The organism is Streptomyces sp. NBC_00322, assembly GCF_036147535.1.
GTDB lineage: Bacteria > Actinomycetota > Actinomycetes > Streptomycetales > Streptomycetaceae > Streptomyces.
Genome location: NZ_CP108019.1, coordinates 4557365 through 4583095, shown reverse-complemented (window position 1 = coordinate 4583095; position 25731 = coordinate 4557365). Strand labels below are relative to the sequence as shown.

The window sequence follows — 25731 nt, the reverse complement described above, 5'->3', positions numbered from 1 at the left end:
CCAGGGAATCCCCGGCGAACCACCCCGGACCTCCCAATTCCCCCTCAAGTGTGAGGACATGTCGATAAACCCCCTTCGCGCCCACAAAACCCCAGCTCAGGCCCGCGCACACCACGAAACCCAGGCAGGGCAAGGAAGGAAGCGTTTACGGCATATTTTCGGCCATCCCCCCCGTGTGCGCCGAGACGGCCCCCTCTTCCCTTCTTCGAACACCTGTACGAACATAGAGGCATGGCCACCACCGACCGGCAGAGCGCCACCCTGGCCCTCGCCCACGCTCTCTCCGCCGCGGAGCGCGGGCTCCCCGTCATTCCCCTGTCCCCCAGCAAGCTCCCCGCCCTGCGCTCCCCTCACCGGGGGGAGGCCGAGCCGGTCCTGTGCCGCGGCGAATGCGGCCTCCCCGGCCACGGCGTCCACGACGCCACCACCGACCCCGCAGGTGTCCGCGCCCTCTTCGCCGCCGCCCCCTGGGCCACCGGCTACGGCATCGCGTGCGGCCGGCCGCCGCACCATCTGATCGGCATCGACCTCGACACCAAGTCCTCGGCCGACTCCGTCGCCGCGCTCCAGGACCTGGCCCTGCGCCACCTCTTCACCATCCCCGAGACGGTCACCGTCCTGACCCCGAGCGGCGGCCGCCACCTCTGGCTTACCGGCCCGCCCGACATCGTCGTCCCGAATTCCGCGAGCAGGCTCGCCCCCGGCATCGACGTACGCGGCGCGGGCGGCTATCTCGTCGGTCCCGGGTCGGTCAGCGCCCACGGCGCCTACCGCCTCGCCCCCGGCTCGGCCGAGCTCTCCCCCGCACCCTGCCCCCGCGCACTCCTGCGCCTCGTGACACCCCCCGCACGCCCCCACCACCCCACACAGGCCGGCCCGGCCCGCCCGGCGCAGGGCAACGGCCTGGTCCAGTTCGTCCTCGCCGCGCACGAGGGCCAGCGCAACACCCGGCTGTTCTGGGCGGCCTGCCGCGCCTACGAGAACGGCTTCGGCGACGAGCTCGCGGACGCCCTCACCGAGGCGGCGGTCCACGCGGGCCTGACCGAACGGGAGGCCCGCGCGACGATCGCCTCGGCGGAACGGCTCACCTCGGGGCGCCGCTACTGAACAGGTCCCGTGAACGGGTCGGGCGAATAGGTCGGGTGAACGGGTAGCGGGACCCGCCATCGCCCGCCGACGTCGCTGGATCTGGCTCACCCACCCCGACCGCGACCACACCGGCGGCCTGTTCGACCTGCTCGCCGCGGCGCCCAAGGCACGCGTGGTGACCACCTTCATCGGCGCGGGCATCATGTCCACCGAGCGGCCCCTGCCCCTCGACCGCGTCTGCCTGGTCAACCCGGGCCAGGCCCTGGACGCCGGCGACCGCACCCTCAGGGCGTTCCGGCCGCCGCTGTTCGACAACCCCGGCACCGTCGGCTTCTACGACGACCGCTCGGCGACCTGCTTCAGCTCCGACTGCTTCGGCGCACACATGCCGAGCGCGGAACTGGCCGTCGCCGACGACGTCGGCGCCGTACCCGCCGGGGATCTGCACGACGCCCAACTGCTGTGGGCCACGGTCGACAGCCCCTGGGTCCGCGTGGTCGACAAGGACAAATACCTTGCCACGGTCCAGCCCCTGCGCACCATGGCCCCCGAACTGGTCCTCTGCACCCATCTGCCGCCCGCGTCCCCACTGGCGGGGCCGATGCTCGACACCATCGAGGCCGCCCCGGGCGCGGACCCCTTCGTCGGCCCGGACCAGCAGGCACTCGAGCAGATGCTCGCCGGCTTCGAACCTGCCCAACCGTGAATCGCGGCGGGCCGGGACACGCGAACGGCCCGGACCGGCTTCGTTGACCGGTCCGGGGCCGATTCGTCACGCAACGTGCGGTGGTGCTCCAGACCTGGGGCGATGTCTCAGCGCTCAGCCCTGGGCCTCGGCATCGGCGACGGCGATCGCGATGCCGAGTGCTTGGGCGATGTTGCCCGCTGCCGTCATGACACGGGCTGTACCCACGATGGGGGCGATGGCGACCAGTACGTCCTGCAGCTGGTCGGCGGTCATACCCGCCTGGATGGCGGGGTCGATGTTGGCGACGTAGGAAATCGGCGGAGCGTCCGAGGCGGCGAGGGCCGCGATGCGGGTGAGCATGAACATGTCCGGGGTCAGCCCGCACCGCTCAACCGAGTCGACCGTCATCGCGGCGAGGGTGTCCAGTACCGGGGTTTCAGATGCTGTGGCCATGGCAGGGTCGTCTCCTGTTGGTGTCGAACGAGGATCAACGGGCGGAAGATGATGCTCCGCATCCCGGTGCAGCGTCTACTGCTCGACCGTAAGTCCGTTCCGCGCGGATTGCCTGTCGAGGGCGGCTCTGTAAGAAGGGACAGCACTTCGACAGCGGCGCGGGAGGCAGTTGAGCACCGAGGCGAGCCGGGGGCCGAGGCCTTCCCGCATCACACGGCCGGGTCTTCCCCGGCGCGGCGCTTCGATTCGAGGGCCGCGCCGCCGGCGCATGCGGCGGCGGCCAGCACGGAGCCCAGCACGGCCGGGTTGATGTAGCCGGGAACGGACTCGGCGGCGTAGCTTCCTCCGCCCTTCGTCTCGCACACGAACCTGAGGGGCACGTAGTCCACGGTGTAGTCGACGACGCTCAGCGCTCGCTCCCACTGGCCCGGTGTCCGGCAGGGCCGAAGCGGTGACGAATCGGCGCCGCCGTCCTCTGCCTCGATGACCGTTCCGGCGAGATGGAGCAGGCCCCACGTATACAGGGCAGCCGCGACGGCACCGAGAATCGCGGCAAGGCTCCGGAGCCATACCTCGCGGTCGGCCCGCCGGTGGCTGGTCCGGCCCAGGGTGCCGAAGCCGTAGCCGACGAAGGCCAAGGCAGCGACGAGCCCGAGCGGGATGAACAGCAGGAGCAGCAACACCATCCGTCGAGTGCACCAGGACAAGATCACAACGGCTGTGACGGAGCCCATAGTTCCGGCAACGGGAGCGTCACAGCATGCGGTGGTGCCGGGCGCTGATGCCTCGGCATGCAGCTCCCACCAGCTCGCCGCGGCGAGCTGCCCAGATACGCGAAGGCGGCCGGGGACCATCAAGAGCCAAACGGAACCTGCGGGCCCGCGCGGTCCGGCCGAGTGCGCTGTGAACGTCGGGGCGTCGGGATTCGGGGCGTCCAGATGAGGAGGACACTGATCCTATGGCCCTACCCAAAACGCACCATTGCTCGGCCTGCTCGGACGATGCCGCGCCGCAGACAGTCCTTCACGAAGACCTCGTCGTCGGAGCACCGCTGTCCATGGAGGATCTCACCGACGAGCAGCGCCTCGACCGATTCGCCCGCAAGTACGCCCACGACGGCTGCGAGGTCAGAGAAGTCCGGCGGGTCCCACACAACGGCTTGAGCGGCTACGCCTGGTCCGTCCGCTTCGTCGAGAGTTCCTGAGCCTCGCCGGAACCAACGACCCAGCGCCGAGCTTCGGCACCGGGGCGCCCGTCACCCTAGCTGATCATGGTCACGTCACTGGAGCCGTCCGTCGCGGCCCGCAGCAGTCGCGGTGTCCATCACATACGCGCCGAGTTGGCCACCACGCGCGCCCCGGCACTGCAGCCAAGTGTGTCAATCGCACCGTTGTGCGGGCGTACCGCGAACTGGAGACTGCGGGCCTCGTAAAGAGCCGCCGAGGTTCTGGCACCCAGGTCGTCGCCCCGGCGGCCACTACCGACGTCAAAGCGAAGCTAGCGGAACACGCAAGCAGTTACGCGGCTGCCGCCAAGCAGCTCAACGCCACCAACGAGGAAGCTCTTGCGGCGATCCGGCACGCTCTCGCAAGTCTCGATACACCGTGACCCCAGAGGTACGGCGGATCATGCCGACGTGCCGAAAATCCCATGTCGGCTCCGGCGCCCGCGGCCGTAGCCTCGGGGCGTGCTCCAACTCGTCCTTGCCGCATCGGTGTTCACTGTGGCCGCCGCCGTGTACGGGGCCATCGGCCTCCGGTGGCGGCGCCGGGCCCGGATCCGGCGCGAGATCCTCGGGCTGGTCGCCGCCCTGGACCTCGAGCCGTACCACGCCGCCGCGATGGAGTCCCGGGCGACCGAGGCGGCCGCCGCCGAGCTGCTGCTCGGCGGGTACGTCGACATCGACGGGGAAGGGGCGGCGCTCCCGACGAGGCCGGCCGCGACCCCGGCCGGACGCCCGCCCATCCGCTGCCCGCCGCCCTGCTGGAGGCCGTGCGCCGGCACGATCCCGAGCCGGTGTCGATCGGCTGGATCGACTGGTGCAACGAGGAGTACGTGGCGCGGCGCAGCGCGTACCGGAGCGAGCGGGACGACCTGCTGCCCGAGATTCCCCGCATGCCGGACGGCGAGGGGCGGCAGCTGCTGGCCTGCTGCGCCTGCATGGGCGTCACCCTGCTGCTGAGTTTCTGGTGCCTGGCGGCCGTGCTGCTGGTGATGGCGCGCCCGCACGGCGTCCTGGAATGGGCCGCCGCCGCCGCGGCCGCCGCGGGCTTGACGGCGCTCTGGTTCGCCGACGATGCCCACCAGGCGGTCCGCGCCCGCACGGCATGCGAGGACCCGCTGGGTGACCGGACCCGAGCGGAGTTGCATCCGTCCCTCGCGGCGCTGGACGAGCAGCAGCGTTTCCACGTCCTCAGGAGCATCGGCGACCACAGCAGGTGGCGGGGCACCGACCGGGTACTGAGCGAGGGCGGTGACGAGGACGACGACTGGCTGGACGACGACTGGTGGCCGGACGCGTACCACTACCGGGCCACCGACCAGGAGGAGGAGCCCGACTGCGAGCTCCACGGCGACGCCCGAGGCACGCCCCCTGGGACTTGTCCGCCCGATCAGGCGACTGCCTCGCTGCCTGCGCCGCCGGGCGAAATGGATGACCTGTTAGGACCGCGGCGGCGGTCGGAGCCGATCGGCGCCGTGACCTGCGAGTCGTCGCCCACCAGAAGCTCGGCGGGCCTCTGGGACCGTCTCAACACGTATCTGGCCTGCGGTACAAGACAGTTCATTTGCCGACCACGGCTGGTTGACCGTCCGTCACCTGTCCTGGCTGCGCCCCAGACCTCGGCCCGGCCTGCGCAAGATCCGCGCTTTCAATTGGGGCTGAGCCCGCGCGACATCGCGAATTCACGGAGAGTAGGACTTCGGCAGTGTTTTGCCTGACGGTGCTGCTGCGGACGAGAGGTCGCTTTCTGCAGGAGCGGAGGCGGCGCTGGCGTATTACCTCCGCGCCCTTACCTGGCGTCTTTGAATCCGTCAAGTCCCGAGCCCTCGGAACATGACCCGGTTGGACGATGCGGGCCTACTTGAAGTGCGGGCCTCACCGGAAACACCGGAAGGAAAACAAGGCCCCGGGGCACGTGAAAGTGCCTTTCACCATCAGGAGGAATCGTGACTCGCATTATCCGCAAGCGTAAGGGCACCAATCCCAAGCGTCGGCTCAGCCTCGCTACGGCTGTGGCGTCTGCCGTTGTGGTCGCCGGAGGCGTCATCCTGCCGGCCACCGCCGCAACGGCGGCCCCGACGTCCGGCACGTCGGTCGGGACCATGACCCCAGGGCATAAGGACAAGCACCACAAGAACTACTGCTGGAGCAAGCACCACAACAAGCCCAATAAGCACAAGAAGAACAAGAAGCAGTTCTGCTGGAGCAAGCACCACAAGTTCTACTGGGACGACCATTACAAGTGCTACTACGTGGTGAAGTACCACCACAAGTGGTACTTCTGGGACACCTACAACGACTACCACTACTGGGAGAAGCACCACAAGGATCACTGGAATACCAAGGACAAGGATCACTGGAAGGACGAGCACGAGGTCGAGAAGACCAAGCCGGACCCCGCGAAGCCGGACCCCGCGAAGCCGGACCCCGCGAAGCCGGACCCCGCGAAGCCGGACCCCGCGAAGCCGGACCCCGCGAAGCCGGACCCCGCGAAGCCGGACCCCGCGAAGCCGGACCCCGCGAAGCCGGACCCCGCGAAGCCGGCCCCGCCCCCGGTGGAGCCGCCTGTTAAGCAGCTCCCCGCCAAGCCGAAGCCGGTCCCGGTGGTGCCTGTCCCGGCGGCCCCGGCCCCGGTCCCCCCGGCCCCGGTCCCCCCGGCCCCGGTCCCGGCCCCGGTCCCGGCCGTGTAGGGCGCGGGTAGCGATGGCGGTAACCGCGGTGACACCCGGTGGCCGGCCCTCGCCGATGGACCGGACGGGTTCCTGACGCCCGGGCCGCGACGCCAGGCGCGACGGGGTGGAGGCCTTCACAGCCTTCACCCCGTCGCCTTGTCGGTCTCCTCGCCCCTTGATAAGGGAAGAAGCGCTCATGTCCAGGAGGCCTGGCAGTGTTTGGGTCGCCCCAGCCTGGCTCCCTGGGCGATCGCCATCAGCGCCGCATGCGCGGGGAAGGGGACCGCGCACGGATGGGGCCGCCCGGGTGTGCAGGTCGTGGTGGGCAAGGGCCGCGTGCTGCGTCGAGGGTCTGGGGCCGGGGGCTTCAATCGGTGGTGAGGAACTGTTCGGCCCAGACGGTTTTGCCGGTGGGGGCGTGCCGGGTGCCCCAGCGCTGGGCGAGCTGGCCGACCAGAAGGAGGCCCCGTCCTCCTTCGTCGAAGGTCCGGGCGCGGCGCATGTGCGGGGCGGTGCTGCTGGAGTCGAAGACCTCACAGATGAGGGTGCTGTCGTCGTGGATCAGGCGCAGCTGGATGGGCGGCCGGCCGTAGCGGATGGCGTTGGTGACTAGTTCGCTGACGACGAGTTCGGTGATGAACGCGGCGTCGTCCAGCTGCCAGGTGGTCAGTTTGTCGGTGGCGTGCCGGCGTGCCTGGGCGACGATGGCGGGGTCAAAGGCCAGGTCCCAGGTGGCGACCCGGTCGGCGTCAAGGGCCCGGGTGCGGGCGATGAGCAGGGCGATGTCGTCGTCGGGGCTGTGGGTCAGCATGGAGGTGAGGATCCTCTCGCAGACCATGTCCAGCGTCTTGGCGGGGCGGGCGAGGGCGGCGAACATCTTGTCCAGTGAGTCATCGATGTCGTGGTCGCGGACTTCGAGCACACCGTCGGTGTAGAGGGCGATCAGGCTGCCCTCGGGCAACTCGGTCTCGAAGGTCTCGAACGGCAGGCCGCCCAGGCCCAGGGGTGGTCCGGCCGGGACGTCGAGGAAGCGGACGGCGCCGTCCGGGGTGACCACCGCGGGCGGGGGGTGGCCGGCCCGGGCGAGGGTGCAGCGGCGGGAGACCGGGTCGTAGACCGCGTACAGGCAGGTGGTGCCGATGCCTCCGGCGCTCTCGGCGGCGCCTTCCGTGCCGCCCTCGTCGGCGGACAGGTGGATGACGAGGTCGTCGAGATGGGTGAGCAGTTCGTCGGGCGGCAGGTCGACGTCGGCCAGGGTGCGCACCGCGGTGCGCAGCCTGCCCATGGTGGCGGAGGCACGGATGCCGTGGCCGACCACATCGCCCACGACGAGGGCCACCCGCATGCCGGACAGCGGGATCACATCGAACCAGTCGCCGCCCACGCCGGCCCGGCTGTCGGCGGGCAGGTAGCGGGTGGCGACATCCAAGGCTCCCTGATCGGGCAGCGTCTGCGGGAGCAGGCTGCGCTGCAGGGTCATGGTTGTGGTGCGTTCCCGGGGGCGGCGGCGGGCGCTGTGGATGCTGACGGCCGCTATGGCCGTGAGTTCCTCGGCCAGCCACAGGTCGTCCGGTTCGAAAGGCTCCGGGCGCTGGTGACGGCTGAAGAGGGCCACGCCGAGCGTGCTGCCGTGCGCCCGCATCGGCACCACCATCACCGAGTGGGTTCCCGCCTCGCGGATCCAGGCGGCGGCTTGGGGGTCCTGGGCCGCCCACCGGGCGACGGCCGGGTCGCTCACTTCGTACAGGGCGCCATGGCCCTGGGCCAGGCACTGGGCCACCGGTGACGACGCAGGGTAGCGGGAGGGTTCTCCCGCCGCGAAGGGGGAGACGTCGTCGTCGAGGACCGACCGCACAGCGGCGCGGTCCATGGTGAGGGGACCGGCCGCCGGGACGGGGAGCACCTCGCCACCGCGCTGGACGGCATCCAGCAGGTCGATGGCGGCGAAGTCCGCGAGGCGGGGGACGGCGACGTCGGCCAGTTCCTGCGCGGTGCGCTGGACGTCCGGGGTGGTGCCGATGCGGGCTCCGGCTTCGTTCAGCAGGAGCATTCGCTGCCGGGCGAGGTGCTCCTGCAGCGTGTCGTGCGCCGACAGGCATACGGCGCGCACCCGGCCGTCGGGGTCTTTCAGCGGAGCCAGCGTGGTCGACCAGCCGTGCTCCGCGCTGACACCCGTGGGGCGGATGTAGGCCTCTACGTGCTGCACCTCGCCGCTGTCCAGCGCCAGGCGCATCTTCGCCTCGGCCTGATCGCTCACGGGATGCGGCGCGAGGTCCGGCAGGCGCAGCCCGCGCATCTGGTCCTCGGTGAGGGACAGTGCGCGCTCCATGCCGGCGTTGGCCCGCACCAGCCGCAGGTCCGCATCGAAGACCGCCAGGAGGCTGGGGGACTGGCGAAAGGCCCATTCCCCCAGCGCCTCGTCTCCGGGCGTGCGCGGCTGGCCCGCCACGGCGGACACCACCAGCCACTCGGCGACCGGGCCGTCCGGCCTGGGGCGGTGCACGAGCATTCGCTGCTCGAGCCGGTGACCGTCCCGGTGCCGCAGCGCCACGGTGCCGCTCCACCTCTCCCGCCCGGCCGCATCCTGCAGCGCTCTCTCATCGATGTCATCGCAGAGCAGCCGCGCGGCCCGGTGGCCCACGACCTCCGAGGGTGCGTAGCCCAGCAGCCTCCGGGCTCCCTCACTCCACCCCGTCACGATGCCCTGCTCGTTGACGGTGGCCGTGGCCGTGTAGGCCGACTCCGGCAAGGCGTCCGCCTGCGCCTGGTCACCGGGAGGGGTAGGAATTCGCTCCATCGGCGCTCATCTCGCCCTTCGGGAACCTGCACGGCCGGGCCCTCCTGACAAGCATGATCCTCAGGGGCATGGAGTACCAACCCGGCGCCGTCACGACGAGCCCTGCCCATGCCTGTCTCATGACGCGACGGGCCGCTCAGGAACAGCGCCGCCCCGACGGCTTTCACCGCCGGGCCCCGCCGGCCGGGACCACGATGATCGCTCCGGTGGCGCGCCTGTGGAGGTGGCCTGTGACACCCCTGTGACAGTCAGCGGACACGGTCATGAAGTCACCCAGGCAGCCTTTTCGAAAGCGGACAAAATGCAGCATTCAGGCATTTATCCACTGCTTCCGAGGGTGTGAGCAGTGATGACCGAGCCGATTCGTCGGAGGAAATCCCATGCGCTTCGCACCCACCACGGTGCATACGGAAGCCCCCGCACCTGTGCTGGCCCCGCGTGAGCTGGAGACCCTTCGGCATATCGCCTCAGGGTGCACCTACCTGCAAGCGGCCCGCCAGATGGGGCTCTCCAAGCACACGGTCGACACCTATCTCCGCCGTATCCGGGCCAAGCTCAACATAAACAGCACGGCCGAACTCACCCGATGGGCCATTTCCCTGGGACTGTGACACCCAGGCTGCGGAGGTCGCGCTGCAAGTCGGGGAAGTCCCAGTCCTCACCAGCCCGCGGCCCGTGGGTGAAGTCGTACACACCACCGGTCGTCGGCGGGCACTCGGGCCTTACGGCCCCAAACTGCTCCAGCAACGCTTCGGCAGCGAGCGCGCGGGTCAGCTCGACGCGGGTCATCCGCGCCCGATGCGAGCAGTCGTCGCTCCCCCCGCAGCGTAGGCACGCGTGTCCAAGGGCGCGAGGAACTGTGCGGGACGGAAGACTGCAAGACGTGACCGCCCGTCCCCGCACAGCCCCTTTCTCCCCACCGGTGGTTCACCCCGCGGCCGGGGGCGCGGTCTTGGCCACCGGCGCCCTGTCCGTCGGCCTGCTACTGATCGGCTATACCGTCCTGTCGGCGGTGGCCTTCGCGCTGGCCGGGGCGCTCTGGCTGGTGCTCGCCCTCGACGTCGGCTTCCGACTGGTCCGGGACCGGCCGCGCTGGTTCGCCGAGGCCGACACACCGCCCGCGCTGACCGCCGTCGCCGCCACCGCCCTTCTCGGCACCCGGAGTTCACTCGCCGGCCTGCATCATCTCGCCGCCGCCCTGCTCGCGCTGGCCTCCGCACTCTGGCCCGGTCTGCTGACCGCCGTCGCCCGGCACTGGAAGCGCCCGATACCCGGGTCCGTGTTCCTGGTGTGCGTCGCGACGCAGTCTCTCGCCGTCCTCGCCGGCACCCTCGTCCTGGCCGGCGCCGGCGACTGGCTGACGTGGGCGGCGCTCGTCCTTTTCTGCCTGGGCCTCGCGCTCTACCTCGAAGCCCTCACCCGCTACGACTTCCGGCAGATCTGGCGCGGTGCCGGAGACCAGTGGATCGCATCCGGCGCGCTCGCGATCTCATCCCTGGCCGGCTCAAAGCTGATCCTCTCCCCACTCTGGACCGGGTCCGCCCACGAAGCGCTCCGCACCACCACCCTGGTCCTGCTCGCCCTCGCCCTCGCCTGGCACGCCGTCCTCCTCACCGCCGAACTGGCCCGCCCCCGCCTGCACTACGACATCCGTCGCTGGTCCACGGTCTTTCCCATGGGCATTACCGCCGTCGCCACCCTCTCAGTCTCCACCGCCACGGACATCCCCTGGCTCGACACAGTCGGGCGTGCCCTTCTCTGGACCGCGGTCGCAGCCTGGTTCCTGACGCTCGCCGGTCTGCTCCGCTCCTGCGCCCGTTGAGCCTGGTGGGCGACATGTTGCTTCGCTCGTCACCCGCCGGTGCGTTCTGTCAGACAGACATAAGCCGACGGCACCTCTTCGTCGAGACCGCTGTAGTCAAGGATCGCTGGATAGGTAAGGCGGGTCCCCGGGTAAAGGGAAGCGCACTCTTGAGGGGCGTCGTAGAACACGCTTGACTCACCATCCGGGTGTACAGCTTGCACGTCGATGGCGCCTGCCAGAGTGGCACCGCACTGATACCCAGGTGCCTTCAAGAGAAGCGCACCGTTGCGGCCGGTCTCATTGCCGCTGCCTGTCCAAGCAATGCAGTACTGCATGTCGGGATCACCGCCGGTTTCCGGCTGGGAAACGAGGTGGACGACTCCAATGTGTCCTGCGCCCAGCGCGCCCGCGGCCGCACGCGGCAAGGGCGGGCGGGGGCGCGAAGGGCGGCAGGAATCAGGCCTGCGTCTCGGCGCTGCAGATCCAGTCGCCGTAGCGGACGCCGTCCTTCGAGCGGACGATGCAGACCCGGACCGTGTCGTTCTCGGTCAGGTCGTAGTTGCAGATCGAGTAGCCGTCGGTCGTGTCGTTCTTGGTGGTCGTGTCGTAGCAGCCGGTCCGGTGATCCACCCAGCTCCACGCGTCGATGTTGACCTTCTGCCAGCGCTGGATCTTGGCCTGCACGCTGTAGCCGTCCGCGGACAGGTCCTTCACCTTCAGCTCGTCGCCGTAGGTCGTAAAGGTCGCCGTGCCCCAGGTCCGGGAGATGGTCACATTGCTTCCGCTTGCGGAGGCCGAGCCCGCCATGCCCCCGACGATGATGACGCTCGCCGCGAGAGCCATACCGGCCTTTGCTACCGTGCTGCGCTTCATCAAGCGTTCCCCCTGTAGATGTCGGGTCGTTACGAGTGCTAGATCAAAGCGTCGCCCTGGATCACCTGTCAACTACTTTGTGGACGTGTTGAGTTGAGGCGTGCGCATGGCGAAAGGCGGATTCGACGCCTGCCTGGCGTGGGACATGATCCGCCGCCAGATCCTGCGCGAGCGCGACATACCCGGCGGTGCGAACATCGGTCGGCTGGATCTGACGGTCCGGCACGATCTTGAGAGCCTGCACCGCCTCTACGCAAGGCCATTCGACGCAGTCGGCAGCGCTCGGGCGAGTTCTCGAAGCCGTAGCCGAGGAGTAGCCGCCAGCCACTGCGTTCGCGAGGCGTCGCCCTTCACGCATCTCGGGTAGGACGACTCTGTCCTGTTCCCTGGACCAGCGGCCCCGCCGGCCCACGCATGGCCCATATCGCCTGGTGACAGGCCCTGAGCGGGCAGCAATCCGGTCCACGCGCACGTCGGCTTCAAGGGGTTGCCGAGCTAAAGACGGCCGGGATGAACGGCGTGTATCTCACTGATCTTCTCTGCACCAATGGCTTGGCAGGCGAACGCCAGGCTGACCGGGAGGTTCAGGAACGGGTCGTCACGGCCGGCGTACGAATTCGCAACTCACCACCACCTTGGGTCGGCATCCACGCCTACGGTGCCGAAATGGACACACAGACGCGACCACCGATATTGCGTCCACCAGGTGGCGTGGGCACGGGCTTCAGTACCGGAATGGACGAGTCCCCGTCAGGGACCACGCGCGTGCGAACCGGCCGGAGCGCACTGTCAGGAGGTCGACGCCGCCGACCGAGGTACCGTCAGCCCTGGTTTCGGCCGTCCAGAGAAACGCTACGTACCTTCGCGCGGGGTCGACGACGGGCTGCCGGTGGATCCTGATGGCGGGCGGGTAGTTGGTCTTGGCCTGTCGCTCGATCAGGTCGGCCAACTCGGAGGGGCCGTGCGCATCGCCACACGGTCCGGCGCCCGAGAACAGGTCGAAGTCGTCCGTCACCACGTCCGTGGCCAGCTCGGCCCGGCCGTTGCGAAGCTGAACCCAGTGGTGGCACAGGTCCTCGATCGTGGCAGGGTCGGTCCGAGGGGCCGCATCGGGTTCTGGATCGGATTGCTCACAACGCCGCTCCGCCACGAACGTCCAGTTCTCCCGTATGCGGTCGTCCGTGAGAATGTTGACGTCGATGCCGGTCAGTACCTGACCGTCGGCCTTCCTCACATCCCACAGGTAGGCGAATCGGTCACCGGCGTCGACGAGTACTCGCGGGCTGAAGACGTTCACGTGGCGCGCGCGGTACCCGGTGACGAACTGTTCCTGCTCGTGCGGGCCGACCACCGTGTCCAGGCTGGCTCCGTGATCCGACCACTGCACGCAATCGTCGGACATCAGGCCGTACGCCAGGGAGGGGTCCTCGTTCCACATGCGGCACCACGTGATCATGCGCTTCTCGTTGTCCATGGTGAACAGCATTGCGGCCCCTCGCGACACCGTCCTGTCGGTGTTTCAGATCACAGAGCGAAAGGTTCGGCATCCAAGCGCTTCAACTCGGCCCTCCACTGCGGTTCCCGGGATGCCACTCGTTCGTCCGACAGTTCCAACGAGGTGATCCGGTCGAGCTGGAAGCCTCGGACCGCTGACCGCAGCCGGCACCACGCCGCCAGATACCAGCCACTGGGTCCCCACAGGAGGCCCAACGGCTCGACGTCGCGCGTTGTTGCCGCGCCAGCCCGGTCGGCATAGGTGAGGTGCAGGACATGTCCGGAGACCACTGCCTCGACGATGATCTCGCTCAACTTGCCGCTCTGGCCAGGCGCGTGGTCCCCGACCCGGTACACCAGCCGCGCGAGCGCTTCCTCCCGCTGTCGCACGTCGGCGGGCAGCACTGCCAGCACCTTCTGACCGGCGCGGTGTGCGGCTGCCGCGAACGGCGTGGACGCCGCTGTGCGAAGCGCGACGCTGACGGCGAGGGCCTCAGTGGCGCTGAGTGTCACGGGCGGCAGCGTACGGTCCCGGTCCAGGCTGTATCCACCAGCCCGACCGGAGTCACTGCGGATCGGCAGGCCCGACTGCCTCAACGCTTCGAGATCCCGCTCTACGGTGCGCACGCTGACCTCGAACCGCCGTGCCAGCCACGGAGCACTGCGCGGCCGGGGCGCTACCGCTCGAAGCTCCTCGACCAGCGCATACAGGCGATCGGTGCGGTTCACTGCCCCAGCCTAACCGCCGCCACCGGTCGAGCCGATCCCCGAGTCAGTGCAGTCAACTGACCAGGCCCTCCACCAGACTGCGCTGCTGATCTCCGCCCTGCTGATCACACTGGTGTGACATCAGCGGCGGGGCAGGGGGGGACGACGCCCTTGGCTTCGTCCCCCCTGCCGATGATCCGGGACCGCAGCGGACGTACTGAGCGGCGGCGAAGCCGCTGAACCTCGTCGTCCATGGCCGCCAGGACCGACAGCAGGTGCTGGTGACGCTCCTTGAGCTGCGTCAGCTCGGTGTGGGTGCGGGCGAGTTTGCCGGTGAGCCGCTGGTTGAGATCACGTAGCCGGACGATGCGGGCCTCGCGCGGGTCGGGCTGCCGGCCCGCAGCCCAGGCGGCTGCCCGCCGCTTCTCGAATTCGTCCTTGAGGTGGCCCCAGGTCCGGTAGAGGGATGCGCGGGAGATGCCTGCCTCACGGGCGAGCGTCTTGACGTCGCAGGCGCCGCCGAGCGGGATCTGCCCGGCCAACAACCGATCGATGGCCGCGCGGATGCGCCGCTCGATCTGGTCGCGCTGCTGGTAGCTCATTGCGCAAGCCTTACGAGGAACGCCAGTTGAAGCACCGGGCTCGCCGCGCGGTCCGACCGGTGCCAATCCCGCCCGTGCTGGTCGCCATCCTGCGGGCTCATTTGGACGCGTTCGTGGCGACCCCCGAAGGGCGACTGTTCAGCGCCGTACGCGGAGGTCCGGTGCGGTCACAGGAGTACGGCGCTGTGTGGAAGGAAGCGCGCCGCAAGGCTCTGACGCCAGCGCAGATCGCATCTCCACTCGCTGCCATCCCGTACGACCTGCGGCACGCCTGCGTGTCGTCCTGGCTTCGCTCCGGGGTGAGCCTGGCCGAGACCGCCCGCCGGGCCGGTCAGAGCGTCGCTGTGCTTCAGCGCTACTACACCAAGGTGCTGGACGGCGAGGAAGCGAAAATGAACGCGCTGATCGAGCAGGGGTTGGCGGAGCACGGGGGCGAGACACAGGGGCGGTGAACCAAGGCTCGGGACCCGCGAAGCCGCTCAGTTGGATTCGTGATCAATGCGATCAGCCACCTGCGAACGCCGCTTCAAGCATCCGGACTACGGTCGTCGACCTTGGCATCGAGGGTCATATGTCCGGTGTCCCAGACTGTCTGGGGGCGGTAGCCCGGTCCGTTGATCGGTGTCCAGCACAGGGGACAGAAGATCGGGTCGATGTCCTCATGGAATCGAAGTTCCGCAGGCTGGTCCGGTACACCCCTGGCGACCGCGAAGTCGATCGGTGCCTCCATGTAGCACACCGGGCCGCCTTGTGTCGTCCAGAACGGGCCTGCGCCCTTGCCGGGCGGGCGGGGACGGAAGCGGTTGCCGGCCCGGACGAGCGCGTCGACCACAGCCTCCAGGTGGTGATTCGTATGATCCACGGCGCAAGTGTGCACCAGCTTTCCCGAGCACCGAGGCCGGGGCAGGTGGCAAGGGGGCTCGTGAATCCTGGCCGCAGGTTGGCCGCACGCGCTGGTCAAAGCTGGGAAACCGGCGAGCCAGGGTGAGACAGGTTCATGCAGAAGGGGTGCCGCTCCGGAGAGTGGCACCCCTTCTGACCTGCTGCGGTGGGTGTGGGATTTGAACCCACGGTGACATCGCTGCCACGACGGTTTTCAAGAGCGTCGTGGATGTTTGTCTCACGTTGGCCCTGACCTGCGAAGTGTCATACAGCGGCTGGTCGGGGCGACCTGTTGGCCCACGCATGGCCCACAGCCACCTGATCCGTACTCCAGGCGGATCGGTCTCCGGCGGTTATTCCGGTCGGTTACGGCCCCAGCAGGCACTGCCGGAGGAGCGCGGGGCTAAAGCCGTGGAACCCACCGCCCCGGCCCCAGAGGTTATCTCCTATCTCGTGCCCGCTACCGTGCAGGCTGTCGTCGAGGCGGCGCGAGCCCGCGCCGTGCGCGGGCCTTTGCGGATGTGGCTGGATACGTGGGTGTAGGACGGCTCGCAGGCGCCTACTTGCCCTCCGTCGGAGATCCGCTCTCCCCGCCTCCGGAATCCATGCCGTTGCGCAGTTGTAGCCACAGGCTGACGATGGCCGCCACCTGTGCGATGACGAGCGCCACGCCGGTCTGGGCAGCTCCGAGGCGGTAGACGGAGGCCAGCGGGCTCCACGACGTCGCCCACGAGGGGCGCTGTGCGCGCAGGGTGTTGGCGTCCATCGTGACGCTGGTGATGGTCAGGGCGATCGTCAGCAGACCGGTGACGCCCCACTGGTAGTTCGCGGCGGTCTGGTCCAGCGCGTAGCGGACGAAGCTGTCCACCAGCATCGCGATCACGTACGCGAGCGCGATGGGTAGTATTTTCACCGGGCCCCGCCTGCCGGGAAGTTCGTGCCAGAAGAAGCCCAGGAGGAAACCGCTCGAGGCCCAGGCCAGTGGCGGGATGAGCACCCAGTACACGAGCCATAGGGGACCGAACCACTGGGTGAACTGGCTGGTCCACCAGGAGGGGTCGTAGTCCTCCTTGTACAGGTACAGCACGACGGGCAAGCTCATGATCGTCATGTATAGGGACGCCCGCAGGCCGTTCTGCCACGGCGTCGTGGACGGGCCGAGGCACATGGCCACGTCGACGGGTGTGACGCCGGCTGGCAGCCGGCCCACTGCGTTGCCGTTGCGGCGGCGGCCGCGCCGGATGCGGAGCCTGCCACTGGTGGCGGCATTGGTCGGCGGGGGCCAGTCGGACAGCCGGTCGAGTTCACGCTCGATGCTCCCGCGCTTCTGGTGATAGGCCTCCGCGTCCATGTCCGAGGCGCCGTTCCAGGCTGCGTCGAGCTTGCGGCCCTCCTGTTCCAGCGAGTGGTAGGCCAGGGCCGTGGCCCGCAGGTCCGCCAGCGTCGACGGCGAGCTCCGCGCGACGAGTTCGCCAAGTGTGTCGCCCGGCGGTGTGGTGCCGGACGACGGCGCTCCCAGGCGCTTGGTGAGCAGCACGTGGGACTTGTTGATCCTTATGCCGATCAGCAGGACCACCGTGGTGGTCAGCGGGATGAGTGACACGGGTACGCCCGCGTACCAGTCCGGCCAGTCCTCGAGGGCTATCCCGCCCAGCACGACGACGAGCAGGCGGACGGACGGCCGAGTGCGTCCTGGAGGCAGGTTCTTGAGGACAGGCACCGAAGCCGCCAGCACGGCGAGCCACCACGTGAACACCAGCGCGGCACACAGGTACGACGGATAGTTGAGTAGGTCGAAGTCCAGGTCCACGGAGGGGTCGTCCAGCAGCCATCGCTGGTGCCGCTGGGTGTTGATGATGTTCTTCAGGAAACTGCCCAGCGTGAGCGCCGCGGCCAGGGCGCCGATGCCCAGCGCGACCCCGGCGTGCTGCCACCGCGTGACCTGGCCCCGGGCGGCCCGCCACGCCGCGAGGCAGACTCCCGCGGTTCCGGCGAACACCAGCAGCGACAGGACACCGTCCAGAGCGAGGACGACTTCCGCCCGCGGGCCGACGCGGTAGAAGACCACGGCGGCCGCCGCTACGCCCGCGCCCAGTACCAGGGACACCCACACCCGCGCCACATGCCGCAGGACTCCCAGATGGAACATCGCCACGGCGACGGCCATCCAGGCCGCGGCGATCGCTCCCTGGTAGGCAGACGAGAGATCCGCGTCGCCGAACAATACGGCGTTCATGTCCGTCTTCTCGGACAGGATGTCGAACACGCCGAAGTCCAGGGCGTTCAGCAGCGCGATCACGAGCTGCAGGACGACGGCCACGGTCAGAGTGGGCAGGTGCGGCACGACCGGATGCCGCCCGCGTTCACGGACCCGGGAGATCAGGAACGGAAGGAAGACGATCAGGACGCCGAATGCCTGCACTCCACAGATGACGATGTTCGCCGGGTACTGACCTATCTTGGCGACCATCCGGATGCGCCAGGGCGCATCGAGGGTAATGGTCAGCTCCGGTCCCTGAGCACCGTGCACGTTCTCCCACGTGTACGTTGCGTCGTCCGTCAGGTGGAGAGGTTTCGGGCGGGGGGCGAGGATGTTGTTTCCGTCCCGCTCCAGCCTCACGTCCCAGGACGCCCGCCGCAGCGCCGGCGGCGCATTCAGTGTCAGATGATATCCAGTGGCGTTCAGCTCGGCCTTCCACGGGCCGACGTCATGGCTGTTGCGGTCGTTCAGGGTGACCCGGACGGTGTCCGTGACGGTCGTCTCCTTCTTCGTGGCCACCACGACCGGCAGACCGTCGCGCTCTTCCTTGTCGCGGATCCCCGTCCAGCCACCGTCGGCGAGGAGGCAGCGCATCGCCTTCCGGTACGAACCTGACTTCGGCGACAGCATGAGTCCGTCGTACAGCGGCCAGGACACGGGAATCTCGATCACCGTCGTGAACGTGATCAAGCCCGTGTCGTAACGGTGCTCGTTGAGCCGGATGTCCGTCGAGACCTCGGACTTGTCGAACACGGACTCCTGGCACTCCGTGGGGTCGGCGGCCGCGTGGGCCGGAGCTGCGCCCGAGAACAGCCCCGCGAGCAGCACGGCCAGGACCGACAGACACCTCAACCACCCCGTGCATAAGGCCAATGCGCCCTCCCCCGATTGCGCCGGACTGAGTTTCTGCCCGCCCCGTGTGATCGTTAAGGTCGCAGATCGCGGTAAGCCTTGATGACGTAGAGAAGGTTTCTGAGAAAGGCCTCCTGTCTGCCAACCCCCTTCCCCGTGTCGACTGGACACCACCGGAGACGGATGAGGAGATCGATTTCCGGTACGTCCCCGGCCCGACGCTGGCCGCCTCCTTCATCGAGGCCGTACGGGACTCCGGGGCGCGTGGGCGGCACCTCGCGGGGTTCTTCGGGTGCCTGTACTACGCGGCAATGCGCCCCGCTGAAATCGCCTCCCTCAAGGCCTCAGACTGCACGCTGCCCCCAGACACCGAGGACGCTGCGGAGCAGTGGGGCGAGTTGCTGCTCGGTGAGAGCCGCCCGGAAGTCGGGGGAGGCTGGACTGATGATGGCGCCTCCTACGAGGCACGCAGCCTCAAGCGTCGGGCCCGTGGGGCGACACGGTCCGTGCCCATTCCGCCCCTACTCGTGCGGATGCTGCGGGACCACCTCGCAACCTACGGGACCACCCCTGACGGCCGTTTGTTCCGTGCAGCGCAGGGTGGTCGGGTGCGCTCCACCGAGTACTGCGATCTGTGGGACGCCGCTCGTGCTGCGGTGCTGTCCAAGGAGGACGCGGCGACCCCGCTCGCGGAAGTGCCGTATTCGCTTCGCCATGCCGGTGTGTCTCTGTGGATCAAGTCAGGGGTTGATCCGGTAGAAGTCGCCCGCCGGGCAGGCCACAGCATCGCCGTGCTGTTCCGCTTCTACGCCAAGATCCTCCGGGGCGAGCAATCACGATCCAATCAGCTCATCGCGCAGGAGCTGAGCAAGGGCGGGTAGGCCCTGGCTTGGCCCACAGATGGCCCATACGTGCTGGTCAAACCTGGGACACGGGCGAGTCAGGGTGAGACAAGGTGCACGCAGAAGGGGCGCCCCCGAGAGCGGGGGCGCCCCTTCTGACCTGCGATGCTTCTGACCTGCGCGGTGGGTGTGGGATTTGAACCCACGGTGACATCGCTGCCACGACGGTTTTCAAGACCGTTCCCTTAGGCCGCTCGGGCAACCCACCCACGCCCCGGCCACCTGCGGCGGAGCGGGCTACAGACTACCGGCCCCGCGTCGTGCGTCGCAGCAGTGTTCTCCCGTAACGAGCACTGCCGTACCGCGCTCTCCCCGTACGGAGGTCTCCCGTACCGAAGGAGCAGCGGTCAGCTGTCGCCCGTGCGCTTGCCCAGGACGACCTCCGCCGTGTGTTCCTTGCCGTCGCGCTCGTACGTGAGCGTCACCTTGTCGCCAGGCTTGTGGTTCCAGATTTCGCTGATCAGCGTCGGGCCGCTGTCCACCGGCTTGCCGTTGAACTGGGTGATGACGTCGCCCGCCTTGAGGCCCGCCTTCGCGGCGGGGCCGTTCGGGGACACCGCCGGGGTGCCGCCCGTGCTCTGGGCGGCGATCTTGGCGCCGGAGTCCTTGCCCGACATGTCGACCGTGGCGCCGATCACCGGGTAGACCGGCTTGCCCGTCTTGATCAGCTGTACTGCGACGTTCTTCGCCTGGTTGATCGGGATGGCGAAGCCGAGGCCGATCGAGCCCGCCTGCGTCTGGCCGAGGCCGCTGCCCGCCGACTGGATCGCGGAGTTGATCCCGATGACCGCACCGCGTGAATCGAGCAGCGGGCCGCCGGAGTTGCCCGGGTTGATGGAGGCGTCGGTCTGCAGGGCGCTCATGTACGAGTTCTTGCCGCTGGAGCCGTCCCCAGAGGCGACCGGGCGGTTCTTCGCGCTGATGATGCCGGTGGTGACGGTGTTCGAGAGGCCGAAGGGCGCGCCGATCGCGATGGTCGAGTCGCCGACGGCGACCTGCTCGGAGTTGCCGAGGGCCAGCGGGTTCAGCCCCGAGGGCGCGTTCTTCAGCTTCAGTACTGCGACGTCGTAACCCTGCGCCCGGCCGATCACTTCGGCGTCGTACTTCTTGCCGTTGGAGAAGGTCGCGGACAGTGTGCCGCCGTCGGCCGCGGAGGCCACCACATGGTTGTTCGTGAGGATGTGGCCTTCCTTGTCGTAGACGAAGCCGGTGCCCGTGCCGCCCTCGCTCTCACCGCTCTCGCCGACGCCGGCGCCGCCCGCCTTCGCCTCGATGGTGACCACGCTCGGCAGCGCCTTGGCCGCGACCGCGGCGACCGTGCCCGGCTCGCGCTTGAAGTCCCTGGGCGTGTCGGCCGCGGAGACCGTGGTCGAGTCGATGCCGTCGTCGTTGTGCTCGGCGGCCCAGTAGCCGATGCCGCCGCCGACGCCGCCCGCGACGAGTGCAGCCACGAGCACCGCGGCGACCAGGCCGCCGGAACGCTTGCGCGGGGGCTCCGAGACCTGGGCGGGTGCTCCCCAGACCGGGCCGCCGCCGCTGTCGCCGCTCCCGTGGGAGCCGCCCCCGTAGGAGCCGCTCCCGTACGAGGGGAGTGCGGGCGGGGGCGGCGGCCAGTCGGCTCCCTGCGGCTGGCCGCCGGTCGGCGCGGCGGCAGGTACGGGACCGGGCAGCGGCGCGGTGGTGGGCTCGGGCTGGGGGGAGTGCCCGGGCTCCTCGACCGCAGCCGCTGCCGGCTCGATGGTTCGGGTGGCCCCGTTCGTGTGAGGCGTCCGGTCCGCCCCGGCTCCCTCGGTGGACGCGGGCATGCCCGCGGGAGCAGCGGCCGGCACAGGAGGTACGGACGGGGCGGCCGGTACCGCAGTGCCCTCGTTGCCCTCGTTCTCGGTGCTCACAGCTGTTTCTCCTCAGGTTCCACGTCGGCGCTATGCAGGTGTCTGCGGACAGCTTTTCCCACAGCCCGTCAGGCCACTGTAAGCGGGACCTGTGCGTATCTACGTAATCCTTTACGTCCGGCAAAACGGACGCATCTCCAGGGCCGCCGGACAGTCATCGCACGCCCTTCGGACGAACCTGCGAGTGACACATGGCGGCCCCCGGCACCCGCCTACCCCGTTGCGGTGACACCATGACGCGGTGACTCAAGCACGACAGCACAACATCCAGGTCGTCGCCCACCGAGGCGCCTCCGAGGACGCGCCCGAGCACACCCTCGCCGCGTACAAGAAGGCGATCGAGGACGGCGCGGACGCCCTCGAGTGCGATGTACGGCTCACCGCGGACGGCCATCTCGTCTGTGTCCACGACCGGCGCGTCAACCGCACCTCCAACGGCCGGGGCGCCGTCTCCGCCCTGGAGCTCGCGGATCTCGCCGCCCTCGACTTCGGCTCGTGGAAGGACAGCGAGGAGAGCCCCGACTGGGGAGACCCGTCCTTCACCTCCGTACTGACCCTGGAGCGGCTGCTGGAGCTGGTGGCCGACTCCGGGCGGCGCATCGAGCTGGCGATCGAGACCAAGCACCCCACCCGCTGGGCGGGCCAGGTGGAGGAGCGGCTGATCCAGCTGCTCGGCCGCTTCGGACTGGCCGATCCCGTCACGGCCGACGACTCGCCCGTACGGATCATGAGCTTCTCGGCCCGCTCGCTGCACCGGGTCTCCGCGGCCTCGCCGAACCTGCCCACCGTCTATCTGATGCAGTTCGTGACGCCGCGGCTGCGCGACGGACGGCTGCCGGCCGGAGCGCGGATCGCGGGACCGGGGATGCGGATCGTACGCAACCACCCCGGCTATATCGCCCGGCTGCACCGCGCGGGCCATCGTGTCCATGTCTGGACGGTCAATGAGCCGGAGGACGTAGAGCTCTGTGCCCGGCTGGGCGTCGAGGCAATCATCACCAATCGCCCCAAACAGGTCCTGTCCCAGTTGGGTCGCCTCTAACTCTGATGACAGGGAGTGCACCGGCGCGTTCGTTCCGTATTCGATCGTTACGAGTGCGTCACTGGCCTGCCGTTGGCCGGTTTCCGGTCCAGTCCATTGGGGCATTCACACCGTGGCGTGGGGCAAAGGAGGTCTCGGGGGTGGCGTTGGTGGTGGCACAGGAGGTGCCCACGTCGTCGAGCATGGCCGTACCCCATGGCCCTGCGGGCGTGGGTGAGGCGAGACACCGTATGCGGGAGCAATTGCGACGCAGCGGGATGTCCGAATCGGTCGTCGACGATGCAGTTCTTATCCTTTCCGAGCTTCTCAGTAACGCATGCCGTCATGGCAGGCCGCTGGGCCACGCCGAGGTGGGCGACGGCGACATCCGGGCAGCATGGGGCGTGGACACGGCAGGCCGGCTCACCGTGGAAGTGACGGACGGAGGCGGTCCGACCCGACCGGTTCCGGCCACGCCTTCGGTCACGGCGCGTGGTGGCCGCGGGCTCAACATCATCAGCGCGCTCGCCCAGGACTGGGGTGTCCGGGACAGTGCGGCCGGTGAGGTCACAGTATGGGTAGTCGTCACCGAAGGGCTCCGCCGCGAGGATTTCGCTACGCGCGTCGCCGGCCCCGGCTTCGACTTCGCGGACTCGTACGACGACCTCGCTGAAGCCGGGGCCGAAGGGGGCGGAACGAGGAGCGGAACCGGCACCACCGGTTCGGCGCACCAGGCCGCGCTTGTGAGCCGCTGCTCCCCCGTGACGGCGACAGAGGACTAGGCTCGCGCCCGACACAGCACCACCGCAGTCGGGAGAGAGCCACACATGGCCAAGAAGCGCCCCCAGACGAAGGCCGCCAAGCCCCAGATCGAAAGCGGGGAGATTCCGGTCGTCGGGGCCCGCGAGCCCTGCCCGTGCGGATCGGGCCGCCGCTACAAGGCCTGTCACGGCCGGGCCGCCGCGCACGCCGTGACCGAGCTGGTCCAGCGTCCCTTCGAGGGCCTGCCCGGCGAGTGCGACTGGGTAGCCCTGCGCGAGCTTGTGCCCGCCGCGACCGTAGAGCTGACCGTGAAGGGCGGACTGCCCGAGGGCGTGCCCTCGGTGACCCTCGCGACCGTACTGCCGATGGCCTGGCCCGCGCTGCGCCGCGAAGACGGCTCCGTACTGCTCGGCCTGCAGAACGACACGTCGTCGGGCGATCTGAGCCGGGATCTCGCCGATACGCTCCGGCGTGCGCTGAGCGCCGAGCCCGGCACCCCGGTCGCCGCCCAGCGGGTGCCCGCCGACGGCCCACGCCTTCAGGACCTCCTCGACGAGAGCGTCGCCTTCGCGCCGGTCGTCCACTCCGGCTTCGAGTTCTGGGTCCCGGACTCCGCGGAGAACGCCACCCCCGAGGTCGCCGCATCGCTGGAGCGCGCGAACGCAGCGGCGATCCCGACCGTGAAGCTCTCCGGCGTGGACGCCGCCTACTGGTGCGAGACCCCGGAGAAGAACCACCTGCGCTGGGTCATGCCGCACCCCGAGGAGCAGCTCCTCGACGCGCTGGCCCGGCTGCACGCCGCAGGCACCTCTTCCCTCGGCGAGGGCACCCGGCTGGTCGGCTCCTTCCGCGCGCACGGCCTGATGGTCCCCGTCTGGGACCTGCCGAGCGGGATGGGCGCAGAGGAGTGCGAGAAGCCCGCGGCCGAGCTCGCCGAGCGGCTGGCCAAGGCTCTTCAGACGGACGCTCCGCTGACCGCGGAGGAGCGCCGGGCGCGCGGTGGGCTCACCAACCGCCAAGTCACCCTGAGCTGAGAGTGACGTTTTCTGTCGACCGATAGGTGACTCCAGTCACAACTCGCCCTACGGGCAGGTAAATCGTTGTCCGAATACCCGAGATCGAATTTGCGAACCGCCGATCTCTTGTTACCGTTCTAGAAGCCCGGCCGCTGGTGCATCCCCCGTCGCCAGCGACCGGGCGCTTCCATTTCCGCGGAATGACTCATTCCTCAACGGCCAGCCGGAGCAGCCGAGTTGCTCCCGGATCGCAGCAGCAGCGGCCCTTCGCCCGCCTCGTCCGCAGTCGCGAACTCCGCTACCGCCGAATACCGCGCAACAGGCCCGCGCGAGAGCTCACGGGGCGTCTCACAGACATTCGGTTCGTCGCCCGCCTCGACCACACAGTTGGTCTGCAAAGTGCGCCCGCCGGGCCCCATCAGAGTGAGTACGGAGCTCAATTCCTCGCCCGTCGCATTGCGGTAGTAGGTACGCGCCCAGGTGTCGCGCCCCTCTCTCAGTACGCAGGTCTGTGCCTCGACGCCGTCGGGAGAGGTGAGTTCCGGCCCACATCGGGCCGACGTCTGCGGGGCAGTGGCCCCCGTCACACCCGATCGCTCGGCTGCGTCGGAGGCGCCGGAAGCGCCTGCCCCTTCGCCCGGCGCTTCGCCCGTCCCTTCGGCGGAGCCGAGCCCGGGCAGCAGGCCGGGCCGGGCATCGGTTTTCGGCTTCGCCTCGTCCAGGGGCGCAGCGCCGGATCCCGGCCAAATTCCGTCGCTCGGCCCGGCGAACGCGGCCAGCGGCAGCAGCGCGGCGAACACCACGACAGCGCAGAGCCCGATCATGCGGAGATTCATGGGTCCACCTGCCGACTGCGCGGGAAATTGTTGATGGTGGGCCGAAGATAGCGACGCAATCGGTGCGCCCGGGGCGCCGCGCGCCCAATTCCCGTACAACTCGGGCCGGCTCCTACCCGTACGAGTGACGGAGCCGGCCCGGATCAGTGCACGTTGTCAGTAGCGCCGGCAGTACGCGCGGTCGGTGAGTCGGTCAGTACGCGAGGCGGCTGCCGCCGTCCGGTGCGCTGGTGCTCGCCTCGACCAGCGCGTCCACCACCGCCTCCACATCCGGCAGCCAGGGAGCCGCGGAGCCGGGCAGCGGCGCGCGTTCCCAGCGCACCTGTCCCGTCCCGGCCTGTGAAGGCGGCAGCACGAGATAGCCGCCCTCTCCGTGGAAGCGCAGTGAACTGGGCACGCAGTCCTTGACGAAGAGAAGTTCACCGAGCCGTTCGAGGGTGTACGGAGCCACAAGCAGCGACCACCGGGTGGGCGTCGCCACAACCGGGCCGAGCCGCGTGCCCATCCGGTCAAGTGCCGACAGGGCTCGCGCCCCGGCGACCGCCGAAAGGCTGACGGCGCAGGGCGCACGCCCTCCGGTGGCCAGCACGATCGGAGCGGTGGGCCGGTTGGTCCACCACCAGCGCACCATCCGCTCGTCCGTCGTCGCCGCGAGGATTCCTGGGTCGAAGGGGTGCGCGCCGGGTACGACGCACTCGGGGTCGGGGCAGGCGCAGCCGCGCCCGCGGTCACCGCGACTTCCGGCCGCTTTCAGTCCCACACCGGGGAGTACGGGCCATTGCCACCCGGCGGCGTAGGTGAGCGCCGCGTCGAGCTGGACAGGCCCCCTCTTGCGCCGGAACCGGAGCCTGCGTCGCCTTCCGAGGATCTCGCGCATGAGCGCTCGTTCCTTTCCGTTGAACGCCG

24 protein-coding genes, 1 tRNA gene and 1 pseudogene are annotated in these 25731 nt (G+C 69.3%); 11 read left to right on the top strand and 15 right to left on the bottom strand.

Translation table 11 applies throughout. The features are described 5' to 3' along the window. Nucleotides 1–231: 231 nt before the first annotated feature. Together OG905_RS20805 and OG905_RS20800 are read left to right on the top strand one after the other, a co-directional pair. Complete coding sequence (locus OG905_RS20805; RefSeq protein WP_328674467.1) at nucleotides 232–1107, top strand: bifunctional DNA primase/polymerase; 876 nt, start codon at nucleotides 232–234, stop codon at nucleotides 1105–1107. Nucleotides 1108–1264: 157 nt separating this feature from the next. Beyond that, complete coding sequence (locus tag OG905_RS20800; RefSeq protein ID WP_328674465.1) at nucleotides 1265–1795, top strand: hypothetical protein; 531 nt, start codon at nucleotides 1265–1267, stop codon at nucleotides 1793–1795. Nucleotides 1796–1909: 114 nt separating this feature from the next. Here OG905_RS20800 and OG905_RS20795 read toward each other — a convergent pair whose 3' ends face one another. Both OG905_RS20795 and OG905_RS20790 read right to left on the bottom strand, forming a co-directional pair. Next, the gene (locus OG905_RS20795; protein WP_328674463.1) at nucleotides 1910–2230 is read right to left on the bottom strand and encodes a carboxymuconolactone decarboxylase family protein; all 321 of its coding nucleotides are present in this window, start codon (nucleotides 2228–2230) and stop codon (nucleotides 1910–1912) included. A gap of 209 nt (nucleotides 2231–2439) precedes the next feature. Beyond that, nucleotides 2440–2916 carry a hypothetical protein gene (locus tag OG905_RS20790; protein ID WP_328674461.1) on the bottom strand — a complete coding sequence of 159 codons (477 nt, stop codon included), beginning with the start codon at nucleotides 2914–2916 and terminating at the stop codon, nucleotides 2440–2442. Nucleotides 2917–3188: 272 nt separating this feature from the next. On the opposite strand from OG905_RS20790, the gene OG905_RS20785 reads away from it, so the two are divergent. Next, nucleotides 3189–3434 (top strand): hypothetical protein, encoded by a 246-nt coding sequence (locus tag OG905_RS20785; RefSeq protein WP_328674459.1) that lies wholly within the window; start codon nucleotides 3189–3191, stop codon nucleotides 3432–3434. A gap of 788 nt (nucleotides 3435–4222) precedes the next feature. Further along, entirely contained in the window at nucleotides 4223–5170 is a 948-nt protein-coding gene (locus OG905_RS20780; protein ID WP_328674457.1) for a hypothetical protein, read from the top strand. 216 nt (nucleotides 5171–5386) lie between these two features. On the opposite strand, the gene OG905_RS39170 is transcribed toward OG905_RS20780, so the two are convergent. Then, nucleotides 5387–6322 (bottom strand): pentapeptide repeat-containing protein, encoded by a 936-nt coding sequence (locus OG905_RS39170; protein ID WP_443043964.1) that lies wholly within the window; start codon nucleotides 6320–6322, stop codon nucleotides 5387–5389. A gap of 169 nt (nucleotides 6323–6491) precedes the next feature. Then, a complete protein-coding gene (locus OG905_RS20770) occupies nucleotides 6492–8921 on the bottom strand; it encodes a SpoIIE family protein phosphatase (RefSeq protein WP_328674453.1) in 2430 nt (809 codons plus the stop codon). Nucleotides 8922–9301: 380 nt separating this feature from the next. Here OG905_RS20770 and OG905_RS20765 point away from each other — a divergent pair, with 380 nt between their 5' ends. After that, on the top strand, nucleotides 9302–9532 hold the full coding sequence (locus OG905_RS20765) for a response regulator transcription factor (protein WP_328674451.1): 231 nt from the start codon (nucleotides 9302–9304) through the stop codon (nucleotides 9530–9532). 272 nt (nucleotides 9533–9804) lie between these two features. Next, a complete protein-coding gene (locus tag OG905_RS20760) occupies nucleotides 9805–10743 on the top strand; it encodes a tellurite resistance/C4-dicarboxylate transporter family protein (RefSeq protein WP_328674450.1) in 939 nt (312 codons plus the stop codon). A 438-nt stretch (nucleotides 10744–11181) separates the two neighbouring features. Here OG905_RS20760 and OG905_RS20755 read toward each other — a convergent pair whose 3' ends face one another. From OG905_RS20755 to OG905_RS20735, 5 genes are all read right to left on the bottom strand, one after another. Further along, a complete protein-coding gene (locus tag OG905_RS20755; RefSeq protein ID WP_328674448.1) occupies nucleotides 11182–11598 on the bottom strand; it encodes a hypothetical protein in 417 nt (138 codons plus the stop codon). A 61-nt stretch (nucleotides 11599–11659) separates the two neighbouring features. Next, on the bottom strand, nucleotides 11660–11842 hold the full coding sequence (locus tag OG905_RS20750) for a hypothetical protein (RefSeq protein WP_328674445.1): 183 nt from the start codon (nucleotides 11840–11842) through the stop codon (nucleotides 11660–11662). A gap of 480 nt (nucleotides 11843–12322) precedes the next feature. Next, nucleotides 12323–13072, bottom strand: coding sequence for a hypothetical protein (locus tag OG905_RS20745; protein WP_328674444.1), 750 nt, complete (start codon nucleotides 13070–13072; stop codon nucleotides 12323–12325). Between the two features lie 50 nt (nucleotides 13073–13122). Further along, nucleotides 13123–13821, bottom strand: coding sequence for a helix-turn-helix transcriptional regulator (locus tag OG905_RS20740; RefSeq protein ID WP_328674442.1), 699 nt, complete (start codon nucleotides 13819–13821; stop codon nucleotides 13123–13125). Between the two features lie 104 nt (nucleotides 13822–13925). Further along, entirely contained in the window at nucleotides 13926–14402 is a 477-nt protein-coding gene (locus OG905_RS20735; protein ID WP_328674441.1) for a hypothetical protein, read from the bottom strand. A 59-nt stretch (nucleotides 14403–14461) separates the two neighbouring features. Between OG905_RS20735 and OG905_RS20730 the strand changes: the two genes are divergently transcribed. Next, nucleotides 14462–14854, top strand: a complete 393-nt coding sequence (locus tag OG905_RS20730) for a hypothetical protein (protein WP_328674438.1) — start codon at nucleotides 14462–14464, stop codon at nucleotides 14852–14854. A gap of 74 nt (nucleotides 14855–14928) precedes the next feature. Here OG905_RS20730 and OG905_RS20725 read toward each other — a convergent pair whose 3' ends face one another. Together OG905_RS20725 and OG905_RS20720 are read right to left on the bottom strand one after the other, a co-directional pair. Next, nucleotides 14929–15264, bottom strand: a complete 336-nt coding sequence (locus OG905_RS20725; RefSeq protein ID WP_328674436.1) for a hypothetical protein — start codon at nucleotides 15262–15264, stop codon at nucleotides 14929–14931. A 579-nt stretch (nucleotides 15265–15843) separates the two neighbouring features. Continuing rightward, on the bottom strand, nucleotides 15844–18396 hold the full coding sequence (locus OG905_RS20720) for a DUF6185 family protein (RefSeq protein WP_328674434.1): 2553 nt from the start codon (nucleotides 18394–18396) through the stop codon (nucleotides 15844–15846). A gap of 311 nt (nucleotides 18397–18707) precedes the next feature. Between OG905_RS20720 and OG905_RS20715 the strand changes: the two genes are divergently transcribed. After that, the gene (locus OG905_RS20715; RefSeq protein ID WP_328674432.1) at nucleotides 18708–19277 is read left to right on the top strand and encodes a hypothetical protein; all 570 of its coding nucleotides are present in this window, start codon (nucleotides 18708–18710) and stop codon (nucleotides 19275–19277) included. A 142-nt stretch (nucleotides 19278–19419) separates the two neighbouring features. On the opposite strand, the gene OG905_RS20710 is transcribed toward OG905_RS20715, so the two are convergent. Both OG905_RS20710 and OG905_RS20705 read right to left on the bottom strand, forming a co-directional pair. Continuing rightward, nucleotides 19420–19506 (bottom strand) — tRNA-Ser (locus tag OG905_RS20710). A gap of 139 nt (nucleotides 19507–19645) precedes the next feature. Further along, a complete protein-coding gene (locus tag OG905_RS20705; RefSeq protein WP_328674431.1) occupies nucleotides 19646–21190 on the bottom strand; it encodes a S1C family serine protease in 1545 nt (514 codons plus the stop codon). Between the two features lie 241 nt (nucleotides 21191–21431). Between OG905_RS20705 and OG905_RS20700 the strand changes: the two genes are divergently transcribed. The 3 genes and pseudogenes from OG905_RS20700 (at nucleotide 21432) to OG905_RS20690 (ending at nucleotide 24007) form a co-directional block, all read left to right on the top strand. Next, nucleotides 21432–22232, top strand: a complete 801-nt coding sequence (locus OG905_RS20700) for a glycerophosphodiester phosphodiesterase (protein ID WP_328674429.1) — start codon at nucleotides 21432–21434, stop codon at nucleotides 22230–22232. 5 nt (nucleotides 22233–22237) lie between these two features. Then, nucleotides 22238–22882: pseudogene (locus tag OG905_RS20695) on the top strand (ATP-binding protein); the annotation flags it as partial. A gap of 156 nt (nucleotides 22883–23038) precedes the next feature. Continuing rightward, entirely contained in the window at nucleotides 23039–24007 is a 969-nt protein-coding gene (locus OG905_RS20690) for a DUF5926 family protein (protein WP_328674427.1), read from the top strand. 194 nt (nucleotides 24008–24201) lie between these two features. Here the strand turns inward: OG905_RS20690 and OG905_RS20685 are convergent, their stop codons facing one another. Next, entirely contained in the window at nucleotides 24202–24825 is a 624-nt protein-coding gene (locus tag OG905_RS20685; protein WP_328674425.1) for a hypothetical protein, read from the bottom strand. Between the two features lie 193 nt (nucleotides 24826–25018). Further along, complete coding sequence (locus OG905_RS20680) at nucleotides 25019–25702, bottom strand: bifunctional DNA primase/polymerase (protein ID WP_328674423.1); 684 nt, start codon at nucleotides 25700–25702, stop codon at nucleotides 25019–25021. Between the last annotated feature and the right edge of the window lie 29 nt (nucleotides 25703–25731).